Annotated in this window: 10 protein-coding genes; 9 read left to right on the top strand and 1 reads right to left on the bottom strand. The window is 71.2% G+C overall.

Annotated elements, in window-relative coordinates:
* Positions 1-376 precede the first annotated feature (376 nt).
* The 4 genes from EJ357_RS11030 to EJ357_RS11015 all read left to right on the top strand — a co-directional run bounded on the left by EJ357_RS11030 (position 377) and on the right by EJ357_RS11015 (position 3,295).
* Complete coding sequence (locus tag EJ357_RS11030; RefSeq protein ID WP_228473024.1) at positions 377-913, top strand: DUF3618 domain-containing protein; 537 nt, start codon at positions 377-379, stop codon at positions 911-913.
* Positions 914-1,130: 217 nt separating this feature from the next.
* Positions 1,131-1,832, top strand: coding sequence for an antibiotic biosynthesis monooxygenase (locus tag EJ357_RS11025; RefSeq protein WP_126391054.1), 702 nt, complete (start codon positions 1,131-1,133; stop codon positions 1,830-1,832).
* Positions 1,833-1,918: 86 nt separating this feature from the next.
* On the top strand, positions 1,919-2,527 hold the full coding sequence (locus tag EJ357_RS11020; protein WP_126391052.1) for an ArsR/SmtB family transcription factor: 609 nt from the start codon (positions 1,919-1,921) through the stop codon (positions 2,525-2,527).
* A gap of 24 nt (positions 2,528-2,551) precedes the next feature.
* Positions 2,552-3,295, top strand: coding sequence for an SRPBCC family protein (locus tag EJ357_RS11015; RefSeq protein WP_126391050.1), 744 nt, complete (start codon positions 2,552-2,554; stop codon positions 3,293-3,295).
* A gap of 13 nt (positions 3,296-3,308) precedes the next feature.
* Here EJ357_RS11015 and EJ357_RS11010 read toward each other — a convergent pair whose 3' ends face one another.
* On the bottom strand, positions 3,309-5,138 hold the full coding sequence (locus EJ357_RS11010; protein ID WP_126391048.1) for an endonuclease/exonuclease/phosphatase family protein: 1,830 nt from the start codon (positions 5,136-5,138) through the stop codon (positions 3,309-3,311).
* 361 nt (positions 5,139-5,499) lie between these two features.
* Between EJ357_RS11010 and EJ357_RS11005 the strand changes: the two genes are divergently transcribed.
* From EJ357_RS11005 to EJ357_RS10985, 5 genes are all read left to right on the top strand, one after another.
* Positions 5,500-6,933 (top strand): hypothetical protein, encoded by a 1,434-nt coding sequence (locus EJ357_RS11005; RefSeq protein WP_126391046.1) that lies wholly within the window; start codon positions 5,500-5,502, stop codon positions 6,931-6,933.
* Between the two features lie 179 nt (positions 6,934-7,112).
* The gene (locus EJ357_RS11000) at positions 7,113-8,561 is read left to right on the top strand and encodes an alkaline phosphatase PhoX (protein ID WP_126391044.1); all 1,449 of its coding nucleotides are present in this window, start codon (positions 7,113-7,115) and stop codon (positions 8,559-8,561) included.
* Between the two features lie 493 nt (positions 8,562-9,054).
* Positions 9,055-10,638 carry a TROVE domain-containing protein gene (locus tag EJ357_RS10995; RefSeq protein ID WP_126391042.1) on the top strand — a complete coding sequence of 528 codons (1,584 nt, stop codon included), beginning with the start codon at positions 9,055-9,057 and terminating at the stop codon, positions 10,636-10,638.
* A gap of 126 nt (positions 10,639-10,764) precedes the next feature.
* Positions 10,765-11,412 carry a GntR family transcriptional regulator gene (locus EJ357_RS10990; protein ID WP_126391040.1) on the top strand — a complete coding sequence of 216 codons (648 nt, stop codon included), beginning with the start codon at positions 10,765-10,767 and terminating at the stop codon, positions 11,410-11,412.
* 38 nt (positions 11,413-11,450) lie between these two features.
* On the top strand, positions 11,451-12,479 hold the full coding sequence (locus EJ357_RS10985; RefSeq protein ID WP_126391038.1) for a 1-aminocyclopropane-1-carboxylate deaminase: 1,029 nt from the start codon (positions 11,451-11,453) through the stop codon (positions 12,477-12,479).
* The last annotated feature ends 22 nt before the right edge of the window (positions 12,480-12,501 follow it).

Below are 12,501 nucleotides of genomic sequence, written 5' to 3'. Positions count from 1 at the left end.
CCGAGCCGGTGCGGGACGGGGACCGCTCGGTGGGCGGACCCGTCGCGCGGGCGGGCGCCGCTCATCGCCCGGTTCGGATCGGACATCGCGGAGACTCAGGAGATCAAAGGGAAGGGCGCGTGCGATGACGGACAGGAGGACGGGGGCGGAAGGGACCGCGGGGGAGCCGGCCGACGAAGCGGTCAAGGGCGCTGCCGCGAAAGGCGGAGCCGAGGGGGCCGGCGGGGCCGAGGGGTCCAAGGGGACTGGTGGGGCCGAGGAGTCCAAGGGGACCCGCGGAGCCAAGGGGCCCAACGGGCCCGGCGCGGCCAAGGAGCCGAAGAGGGCCGGCGGAGCCAAGAGGTCCAAGGAGCCTGGCGGAGCCAAGGAGGCAAAGGTGTCCGGTGGAGCCGAGGAGTCCAAGGGGGCCCGCGGAGCCAAGGGGCCCGAGGAATTGCGGCGGCACATCGAGCAGACGCGGAGCGGAGCCGGCGACAACGCGGCGGACCTCGCGGGGAAGGCGGACGTGAAGGGCCGGGCCCTGACCCGTGCCGCCGACCTCAAGGACAAGGCGGGTGCCATGACGGTGCAACTGCGCAGCAGCGTGGGCCAGGCCGGGCACGCGGTGCAGGACCGGGCGGCTCAGGCCGGGCACGCGGTGCAGGATCGGGCGACCGAGGCCGGGCACGCGGTGCAGGATCGGGCGACCGAGGCCAAGCATGCCGTCCAGGATCGGGCGACCCGGACCGGACACACCGTTCAGGACAGGGCGGCGCGCGCGGGGCACGCCGTGGAAGGCCGTGTGCCGCGCCCCGTCCGGACGGTCGTCCAGGCCGGCCTACGGCATCCGAAGCCGGTGCTGGTCGCCGGGGCGGCCGTGGGAGCGGTGGTCGCGACCGGGGTGCTGCGGCGACGGCACCACGGGCACCGCTGAGGCGCGGAGCGAGGCGCAGAGCGAAGGCGCAGGCGGCGCAGGCACCCTGCACGGCGAGAGGGCGCGGGACCGGTCACCGGTCCCGCGCCCTGCTGCGTGCTCCCGAGTATCGCAGTCCCGCGAACCCCCGCCCTCCAGGCCCCACTTGACCTCAAGTCCGGTTGAGGTCGAAAGGTGGTCGACGTACGCATCGACCACCGATTTGCCGGAGGCCTCCGTGACCCGTCGCACCACCACCCACCCCGACCTCACCCACCCCGAGATCGGCGCCCCCTTCTTCAGCACCTGGCGCGTGGGCACCCCCCTTCGGCAGCGGCAGACCGTGGAGGCGATCGCCGACACCTGGCAGCGCCGCCCCTGGCCCGCCGACGGCCTCCTCGGCTACCACGTCTACACCGGCCACGACGCCTCCACCCTCCTCCACTACTCGCAGTGGAGGAGCGAGGAGGCCTTCGAGGCGTTCACGAAGGTGCACCGGCAGGAGCGTGTCGACGAGATCGACACCGCCGTGCCGGACATCGAGCGGCTGTGGCTCGGCCGGTACCGGCACTACCGCAGCCTCGGCCGGCCGGACGACACCCGCGTTCCCGGCTGTGTCGTGATCGTCGACATCGAGTTCGACGGCCCCGACCCCGACCGGCAGCGCGCCTGGGTCGACGCCGTCCTGGAGGCGCTCGAGAGCGACCCGAACCCTCACCCCGGCGGTATCTCCGGCCACTTCCACCTGAGCACCGACGGCACCCGCGTCCTCAACTACGCCGAGTGGGAGAGCGCCCAGGCCCACGTCGAGGCCCTCGGCTCCCCGGGCGGCGGCATCGGCTCGTCGACGGAGCTGTGGCAGCGCGTGCAGAGCTGGCCCGGACTGAAGAACAGCACAGTCAGCCGGTACGACCACGCCCTCGGCCTCGTCCCCGACTGACCTGCGGGTTTCCGGGAGGGTGGGTCCATCCACACCGAACACTCGAACCGTCTGGACAAAAAAGTTTTCGGTGGGACCGTAGACCCATGCTGGACGTCACCGTGATCGAGGACCCCGAGGCCGCAGCCGTCTCCCTGGACCCCATAAGGGCCCGGCTGCTCGCCGAGCTGGCGGCCGGGCCCGCGTCGGCCGCCATGCTGGCCGGCAAGGTCGGGCTGCCCCGCCAGAAGGTGAACTACCACCTGAAGGCGCTGGAACGGCACGGACTGGTCGAGTTGGCGGACGAGCGCCGCAAGGGCAACGTGACCGAGCGGCTGATGCGGGCGACCGCCGCTTCGTACGTGATCTCGCCGCTCGCGCTCGCCGCCGTGCAGCCGGACCCGGACCGCTTCCGCGACCAGCTCTCCGCCCGCTGGCTGCTCGCGCTCGGCGCCCGGCTCGTCCGGGACGTCGGCTCGCTGATCACCGGTGCGACGAAGGCCCGCAAACGGCTGGCGACGTACGCGCTGGACGGCGAGGTCCGCTTCGCCTCGGCCGCCGAACGGGCCGCCTTCATCCAGGAGTTGACGGCTGGCGTGAGCGCGCTGATCCGCAAGTACGACGCGCCCGACGCGCAGGGCGGCCGGGATCACCGGATCGTGGTCGCCGTACACCCCACGGTGAAGGACCAGTCGACCCCCGCACTGGACCAGTAGTCAGCTAGTCAGGAGGAGTCCACCATGTCCAAGGAATTCGAGATCGTCCGTGAGTTCGAGGTCGACGCCACGCCCGACGAGGTGTGGGAGGCGGTGACCGCCGGTACCGGCGGCTGGCTGTGGCCGATGGAGGCACCCGAGCCCCGCGAGGGCGGCAAGGGTCCCTTCGGGTCGAAGGTCACCGCGTGGGACCCGCCGCACCGCTACACCAACCGCGTCGAGGACGTGGAGGGCATCTCCGAGCAGACCCTCAATCAGCTCGACTACACCATCGAGCCGCGTGACGAGGGCCGCCGCGCCTGGGTGCGGTACGTGCACAGCGGCATCTTCGTCGACGACTGGGACAACCAGTACGACGGCGCGGCCCGGCACACCGAGTTCTACCTGCACACCCTGCGCGAGTACCTCACCCGCTTCCGGGGTCGCCCGGTCACCGCCTTCGCCACGTTCGACGGGCCCGAGGCGTCCAAGGCGTCCGACGCGTTCGTCACCGTGGGCCGTGCGCTCGGCCTCGCCGACGACACGGCGCAGGGCGCGCGGGTGCGGGCACGTGGTCCGCAGGGGCAACTCGTCGACGCCGTCGTCGACTTCCGCAACCCGTACTTCCTCGGACTGCGCACCGACGACGCGCTCATCCGCTTCTTCGGACGCAACCACTGGGGCTACATGGTCGGCATGTCTGTGCACGCCTTCGCGCCCGACGCCGACGCCGAGGTGATCGAGGAAACGTGGAAGGGCTGGCTGAACGGCGTGTTCAGCCAGCCCTGAGACCTACCGACGGCTACGGACGGAACCGCAGCACCTGCGGGTCGTGGTCGCTGATCTGGTCGTTGAACTCCGCGTTGACGTGCACGCTGTCGTACTCGAAGTCGCAGGAGCGCCGGATCGACGGGCTGATCAGGATCTGGTCCAGCGTCTGGGCGTTGCCCTGGTAGACGTACGAGTAACGCTCGCTCTTCGGCAGCGACTTGATCGCCGACCACAGGGCGCCGTCGCCCTCGAGGATCTTCACGGTGTCGGAGAACTCGAAGTCGTTGATGTCGCCGAGGGCGATCACGTCCGCGTTCTTCTGCGTGTCGAGGATGTCCTTGACGAAGGCGTGGAGCGCGGTGACCTGCGCGTGGCGCTGCACCTCCGAGCTGCGCGCCGGCGGCTGGAACTGCGCGGTCAGACCCTGGTCGCCACCCTTGGAGTTGAGGTGGTTGGCGATCACGAAGACGGTCTTGCCGCGGAAGACGAACTCGCCGGCCAGCGGCTTGCGGCTGTTGGCGAAGGCCGCGTTCGCCGGGTCGATCCGGCCGGGGGAGACCGTCAGGGCGGCCTTGCCGCCCACCTTGGTCACACCGGCGGCGGTGGTGGCGTCGCCGCCCGCGCGGTCGGTGAAGGAGACCCGCTGCGGGTTGAACAGGAACACCTGGCGGATGTTGCCGCCCGGCTCACCGCCGTCGGCCTTGTCGACCGGGTCGATGGAGCGCCAGTCGTACGTGGGGCCACCCGCGGCGACGATCGCGTCGATCAGCTTCTGTACCGTCTGGTCGGCGGCGGTCGTGCCGTCGTTCGTCGCGCCGTTGTTGTCCTGGATCTCCTCCAGGGACACGATGTCCGGCGACTGCAGGTTGTTCACGATCGCGGAGGCGTGCTCGGCGAACGTGGCGTCGGACGGGTCGAGGTTCTCCACGTTGTACGTGGCGACCGCCAGCTCGCCGCGCGACTGCTTCTGCGTGGTCTCCCGCTGCAGTCCGGAGCTCTTGAGCGTGCCGATCCGGTTGGCGACCAGCGTGTAGCCGCCGAACTGGTTGTAGTCGAGGGGACCGGACGTGGCGCCTTCGAGGACGTCACCGACGTTCGCCACCGGGAAGTCGGCGGTCTTGCCCAGCGACTGGATCTGGATCCGGCCGGTGTTCTGGGAGTCGTAGGAGCCGTAGACCGTGCCGCCGCGGCGGTTGCGGTGCTCCCACGGCTTCACCGTGACCCACAGCTCGCTGTACGGGTCGGTGGCGCCCACCACGCGGGTGTCGGCGACCTGGACGTTCTCGCCCTCCAGGGACTCGTAGTAGTCCAGGGCGTACTTCGTGGGCTCCAGCGTCAGGCCGTTGACCGAGCCGCCGGCGGCGGTGTCGCCCTGCGGGCTGTAGACGGCCGGGACCGACTTCGCGTCGATCACCTTGGCGGCGGGGACGGCGTTGCCGCTGGAGACGACGGTGAACGTCGGCTTGGTGATCTCGGTGATCGACTGGTTGCCGGTGTTGGCGCCGCCGGGGACGTACTCCTGGACCGTGCCCGACACCGTGACCGCGTCGCCGACGGCGACGCCCTTCGGCGTGGAGTTCGTGTAGACGAAAATGGCCTCGCTGGTCAGCGGGCTGTCGTCCGCCTGCGGGTCCTGGATCCAGAAACCTCTGGAGGAGCCGTAGGTGCGTACGCCGGTGACGATTCCGGCCACGTCCGTGACCTGCTTGCCGGCGTACGGGGATATTCGGGTACTGCCCTGGATGTCATGGATGCGCACGGAGTCGGCGTGCGCGGGCGCGGTGAGCACCACGGTGGACGCCGCGGAACAGACGGCGGCGACGGTGAGCGCGGCGAGACGCGCGGACTTCTTGCTCGGCAACGGGATCCCTCCGGGGACATACGTGGGTGCCGGGACGAGGGTGACGCGTGGAACGTGGGAGTCGCGACCGGTGGGGCGGTGGCAACGCGCGTAGAAAATACAGTGAACAGATGTCCGCCAGATTTCTACGCGCGTAATCTCCTGCCTGGTCACGTCACTTGTCAAGGTTTCGGCCATGTACGTGGCCGGACGGGGAGATGAACCGGGCGGCATGGGTGGAAATCCGTCTAGGCTGAGCGGTTGAGCCGCGATGTACGGCGGCCGAGCCGTGATGGGTCGTGATGCGTTGTGAAGCGTCGTGATCCGTCGTGATGCGTCGTGATGTGTACGGCCATGCAGAACGCCCTAGGAGAACCAGCCGATGTCAGACAGCTCCCGCTCCCCACTGCCGCCGGTGCGGCTGCACCCCGAAGCGGAGCTGGCGCGGGACGCGCTGTCCACGCCGTTGCTCGCCCGGGCCGCGCGGCTGGCCCGCTGGGCCGGGCCCGACACCCGGGTCGACGCCGGGGGCGGGCTCGTCGACGAGCAACTGCCCGCCGCCGCCGAGGTCCTGGGGCTGAGCGGCGACGACGCCGCCGCGTACGCCAGTGAGGCCTGGCGGGTGGCCGTCGACACCGGACTCGTCGAGATCGTCGACGAGGAGGCGGGCACCGTCGCGGCCGGCGCGGATCTGGCCGTACTGACCGGCGGTTCGCCGCAGGACGTGCTCGGCGTGTGGCTCGGCGCGGTGGAGACGGTGCTCGCGGACGCGAGCGTGCCCGACCTCGACGACCTGGTCGACGCCATGGACGCGGGCGGCGAGGTCGACCTCTCCTCGCTGGACTGGGACCCGGAGGCCGAGGCGGAGTTCCTCGACGGCGTGCTCGGCAACCTGTACCTGCTGACGGTCAGCGAGGACGGCCCGGGCGACGCGCCCGTACCACTGCCCGCCCTCGCCGCGTCGATGATCGTGCCCAGCGACATGGGCGAGCCCACGAACGACGTGCTGGAGCAGGTGTCGGACGCGATGATGCGCCTCGACGACCAGTTCCGGCTGCTGGAGCCGGTCGGGCTGGTGGAGTACCAGCCGGTGGACGAGGCGCTGATGGCGGACGCCGAGGAACCGTCCACCGCCGTCGACGACACCGACGTGTCGCGCTACGGCATGGTGCGGCTGACCCCGCTCGGGCGGTACGGGCTGCGGGCCCGGCTGCTGGAGGCCGGGTTCGAGGCGCCCGCGGTCGGCGACCTCGCGGACAAGGGCGCCGACGCGCTGCTCGACGGGACGGCCACCTACCCGCAGTCCGCCGCGCAGGCCGAGACCGAGCAGTGGCTGGCCGCCCGGCCCGAGCCCCTCGCCGCGGCGCGGGAGTTGCTGGCGGCGGCCCGCGGGCTGGATGCCGGGGCGCCGCTGCGCCGCCTGCGCTGCCAGCAGGCCCTGTCCCTGGTGGGCGCGGAGGCCGAGCCGGCGCTGCGGGAGGTCCTCGACGATCCGGAGCTGGGCGGGCTGGCGCGGGTCTGGCTGAGCGAGGCGGGGTTCGCCGACGTGCCCGCGCCGTCGCAGGACCTGGTGTTCTGGCTGACCGTCGACACGGTCGCCGCGCAGCTGGCGGCGGAGGGGAACTCCGACGAGCTGAGGGAACTGGTGCAGGGGCTGGCCGCGCAGCACAGCGGGTTCTTCGCCGCGGCCTGGCGGGTGGACCACCCGGCGACCGCGGACGTGCTGGAGGCGATGGGGCGGTTGCATCCGGACAAGAAGGTCGCGAAGGAAGCGCGGAAGGCCGCGTTCAAGGCGCGGTCGCAGCAGGGGGGTTGAGCTCGGTTCGCGGGTGCGGGCTCGTCGTGGTTGCTCGCACCCACGCGGCAGAGCCGCATATCTGACACAGGCCCGCGCCCCTTGGGGCGTTGTTCAACTGGTGTTCAGACGTACGCGGGACCGTTGCGCCGTCTCGAAGTCCGCCACCCTCCACGGCACCCACTGTCACAGGAGACACCATGTCGCTCACCCGCAGGGACTTCGCAAGGAACTCCGCGATCACCGGTGCCGGTGTCGCGCTGGCGGGCAGTGCCGGCGTCCTCGCCACCGCACCGAACGCGCTCGCGTCCGCGGACACCGAGGTCGCGAGCGAGGAGTCCGCGGACGCTCAACGTGGCGGTGTCGGCTACGGACCGCTGCTCCCGGACCCCAAGGGCATCCTCGCGCTGCCCGCCGGGTTCAAGTACCGCGTCATCACCCACAGCGGGAAGACGAAGCTGGAGTCGGGCGAGTTCACGCCCTCCAACCACGACGGCACGGCCGCTTTCGACGGGCCGCGCGGCACCACCCTCCTCGTCAACAACCACGAGCTGAAGGGCCCGCGCGCCAACTGGAAGTACCCCGTCCCGCTGACCGAGGGCCTCGTCTACGACCCCGCCGCGTCCGGCGGCTGCACGGTCGTCGAGGTCCGCCCCGACGGACAGGTCGCCGAGTGGGTCGGCATCGCCGGTACCTCCACCAACTGCGCGGGCGGCCGCACCCCCTGGGGCACCTGGCTCACCTGCGAGGAGAACTCCGACAGAGCCGGCACCAACGGCATGACCAAGGACCACGGCTACGTCTTCGAGGTCGACCCCGGCGACCGCCGGGCCAACCAGAACCCCAAGCCCCTGAAGTTCTTCGGCCGCTACGACCACGAGGCCGTGGTCATCGACCCCAGGCGCGGCCACGCCTACCTCACCGAGGACGCCGCGAGCCCCAACGGCCTGTTCTTCCGCTGGACCCCGCCGAAGGGCTTCGAGTACGGCCGCGGCAGGTTCCGCACCCTGGCCGACGACGCGGGCGTCCTGCAGGCCCCCAAATGCTTCGACTCCGGCGGCAAGTTCGTCGACGACCTCTCCCGCGCCACGAAGATCGGCACGGTCTACGGCGTCGACTGGGTGGACGTCCCCGACCGCGACGCGAAGACCACACCCGTACGCAAGCAGTTCGCCGCCGGCGAGATCACCCGCGCCCGCAAGCTGGAGGGCATGTGGTGGGGCGACGGCGGTGCCTACATCGTCTCCTCGTACGCCCGCGCGGAGAGCCCTGTCCAGCACGACGGCCAGGTCTGGTTCTACGACCCCAAGCGCCGCACCCTGACCCTGAAGGTCCTCCTCGGCGTCAACCCCGACCCCGCCGAGGACGGCGCCTTCGACGGCCCCGACAACATCACCGTCTCCCCGTACGGCGGCCTGATCCTCGCCGAGGACGGCGAGGGCGTCCAGCACCTCTTCGGCGCCACCGACAGCGGCCGCACCTACCCGATCGCCCGCAACGAGCTGAACATCGGCACCGCCGAGGAGCCGGAGTACAGCGAGTTCGCCGGCGTCACGTTCTCGTGCGACGGCCGCACGCTGTACGCCAGCATTCAGACGCCGGGGATCATGCTGGCCATTACCGGCCCCTGGAAGCGTCAGCGACGGTAATTAATTCGCTCGCCCGTCCCGCGGCACGCCTCCTAGAGTGATGAACGTCCAGGTGCGAAGGCAGGACCTACTTCCACTCATAATGGGGCGGCCGCGGGTTCGAGTCCCGCCACCGGTACAACGCGCCGGTGTAGCTCAGGGGTTAGAGCACCTACGTCGGTTCCGCCGACCTGAACTCTGGACACCACAACTTCATGCACCTCCCGGTGCGCAGGCCGCGGCTACTTCTTCTGCAAAAAGAATCCCTTGCCGCCGCCGACTTGATCTCGGGAGGCGCAGCTCATGGTGGGTGCCCGGTGCGCAGGCGGCGGATACTTCGGGAACTGGTGGGGGACACCCCTCGTGCGGGTTCGAATCCCGTCATCGACCCAGGTCGATGTGGCGGAACGGAAGACGCGCCAGTTTATAAGCACCGCAACCGACTTCGACCTCGGGCACCCTCCTTTTGCTGCGCCTCCCTCCGAAAACCACAGTGAATTCGGGGGAATTCAGCATGGCGCGATTCAACACGCGGGCGGCCAAGGCGCGTCCCACTTCGCGAGTGACGTCGACGGGACGTGTGCTCCGCACCTACGAGGGCGGCCGCGGCCAGGAGCGTGACCCGCGCTCCGAGCTCTTTCTGCTCGCCGTGGCCAATTTCGTCTCGCAGCAGACCTTCTACGAGAGCGGCGCCGACCGCGACGACCGGTTCGCCACCCTCGTGCGCGAGCTCGCCGTCACCGACCCGGCCTGGACGGCCGGTCTGCTCGGCTGGCTGCGCGGCGCGGGCAATCTCCGTACGGCGTCGGTCGTGGGCGCCGCCGAGTACGTGAAGGCACGCCTGGAGGCAGGGGCCACCGAGGGTCCCTCGAACCGGCAGGTCGTCGACTCCGTGCTCCAGCGGCCCGACGAGCCCGGCGAACTGCTCGCGTACTGGACGGCGACGTACGGGCGCAGCGTCCCGAAGCCCGTCAAGCGCGGCATCGCCGACGCCGTACGGCGTCTGTACAGCGGCAAGTCGCTGCTGAAGTACGACACCGCGTCCAAGGGCTACCGCTTCGGCGACGTCCTCAACCTGGTGCACGCGGCACCGGACCCGGACAAGTCGTGGCAGGGCGAGCTGTTCCAGTACGCCCTCGACCGCCGGCACAACCCGGACACCGCGCTGCCGCCCGACTCCAACCGCACGCTGGTCGCGCACCGCGAGCTGATGGCGGTGCCCGTCGGGGAACGGCGTGCGGTGGTCCGGTCGGCCGGCGGCGCCGAGCGGCTCGCGGCGGCCGGGATGACGTGGGAGGCGCTGGCGGGCTGGCTTCAGGGGCCGATGGACAAGGAGGCCTGGGAGGCCGTGATTCCGTCGATGGGTGCCATGGCGCTCGTACGGAACCTGCGGAACTTCGACCAGGCCGGCGTCTCGGACGAGGTGGCCGCCCAGGTCGCCGCGCGGATCAGTGACCCGGCGGAGGTCGCGCGGTCGCGGCAGTTCCCCTTCCGGTACCTCGCCGCGTACCAGCACGCGCCCTCGCTGCGCTGGGCGTACCCGCTGGAGCAGGCGCTCGGCCACTCGCTGGCGAACGTACCGGCGCTGCCCGGCCGGACACTGGTGCTCGTCGACCGCTCGGGCTCGATGTTCTGGTCGCCGCTGTCCGACCGCTCGGAGCTCAACCGGGCCGACGCGGCGGCGATCTTCGGCACGGCGCTGGCGCTGCGCGCGAAGGACGCGGACCTCGTCGAGTTCGGCACCACGAGCCGACGCCTGACCTTCGGCAAGGGCGAGTCCGTGCTCAAGATCCTGGGCCGCTTCGGTGACCTGGGCGGCACGGACACCACCTCGGCGGTCCGCGCGCACTACCGGGGGCAGGACCGGGTGCTGATCGTCACCGACGAGCAGTACACGCACAACCGGCACGGCGACCCGACCCAGCAGGTCCCCGCCGACGTGCCGGTCTACACCTGGAACCTCGCCGGCTACCGGGCGGGCCACGGCCCGTCGGGGAAGGCGAACCGGCACACCTTCGGCGGTCTGTCGGACGCCGCTTTCCGGATGGTTCCGCTGCTCGAGAGCGCTCGGGACGCCGACTGGCCCTGGGCGGCCTGAGGACTGAGGCCTGGGCCTGAGCTCGGAGCGTGCCCTTGGGCCGTGGCCCGCACTTCACGGGGGTGCGGGCCACACCCTTGTCCGGACCCTTGTCCGGGGCCGAACTGACATCTAACATTTCAGTTCGTGGAGGCGATACGACCCGTGAGCCGGACCCTGCTCAGGGACCGGGCGTACGAAGCGATCCGGGACGCCATCGTGGCCGGGGAGATCGAGCCCGGCGCGGTGGTGCGGGACGCCGATCTCGCCGAGCGGCTCGGGCTGTCCCGGGCGCCGGTGCGCGAGGCGTTCTCGCGGCTCGTGGACGAGGGGCTGCTGGAGAGCAAGCCGCAGAGCTACACGCGCGTGACGCCGGTCGTGGCCGCCGACGTACGGGACGCGGCCGCCGTGGTCGGCGCCATGCACGAGCTGGTGACGCGGGTCGCCGTGCCCCGGCTGATGGCCGCGGACGTGGAGATCATGCGTGCCGCCAACGAGCGCTTCGCCGCCGCCGTCACGACCGGTGAGGTGGACCTCGCCCTGCGGGCCGACGACGAACTGCACGACGTCCTGGTACGGGTGAGCGGCAACCGCGCGGCCGCCGCCACGGTCGCCCGCTACACCCCGCTCATCCGCCGCCTGGAGCGCCGGCGCTTCGGCGAGGGCGGCACCTGCCGTTCGGCCGGGCTGCACGAGCGGCTGATCGAGGCGTGCGCCGCCGGGGAGGTGGACGCCGCGGTCCGCGTCACGGCGGAGATCTGGCGCACCCTCGCCGACCTGGCCGACTTCGACTGACGCCGAGACCACAGACGCCGGAGCCCTGGAGGCACCCCATGTCCCTTTCCGAGCCGTTTCCCTCGTACGACCGCTACCCCCTCCTCTTCGGCCCGTCCCCCGTGCACCCCCTGGAGCGCCTGACCGCCCACCTCGGCGGGGCCTCCCTCTGGGCCAAGCGCGAGGACTGCAACTCCGGGATCGCGTACGGCGGCAACAAGACCCGCAAGCTGGAGTACCTGGTCGCCGACGCGCTCGCGCAGGGCTGCGACACCCTCGTCTCGATCGGGGGCGTGCAGTCGAACCACACCCGCCAGGTCGCCGCGGTCGCCGCGCGCGCCGGTCTCAAGTGCGTGCTGATCCAGGAGAGCTGGGTGGACTGGCCCGACGCCGTCTACGACAAGGTCGGCAACATCCTCGTCAGCAGGCTCGCCGGAGCCGACGTACGCCTGGTGCGGGCCGGGTTCGGGATCGGCTTCAAGGAGAGCTGGGAGCAGGCGCTGCGGGAGGTGGAGGAGTCGAGCGGCAAGCCGTACGCCATCCCGGCCGGCGCCTCCGACCATCCGCTCGGCGGGCTGGGGTTCGCGCGGTGGGCGTATGAAGTGGCCGAGCAGGAGCGGGAGTCGGGCGTCTTCTTCGACACGGTGATCGTGTGCTCCGTGACCGGCTCCACCCAGGCGGGCATGGTCGCCGGCTTCGCCGCCCTGGAGGAGGCGGGCGGCCGCCCGCGACGCGTCCTCGGCATCGACGCCTCGGCCAAGCCCGCCACCACCCGCGCGCAGATCGCCCGGATCGCCGACACCACCGGCCGACTCATCGGCGTCAAGCGTGAGTTGACCGAGGCCGACATCGAACTCGACGAGCGGTACCACGCGGGCACGTACGGCGTCCCGGACGACACCACGCTGGAGGCGATGCGGCTCGCCGCGCGGACCGAGGGGATGGTCACGGACCCTGTGTACGAGGGGAAGTCGATGGCCGGGATGATCGACCTGGTGGGCCGTGGCGAGATCGCGTCGGACTCCACGGTGCTCTACGCCCACCTCGGCGGACAGCCGGCGCTGAACGCGTACAGCGCGCTGTTCTAGGAGGCTCGGGGGATTCGCTGTG

The organism is Streptomyces cyaneochromogenes, assembly GCF_003963535.1.
In the GTDB taxonomy this organism is placed as follows: Bacteria; Actinomycetota; Actinomycetes; order Streptomycetales; family Streptomycetaceae; genus Streptomyces; species Streptomyces shaanxiensis.
This window is presented reverse-complemented; position numbering and strand designations above follow the sequence as displayed.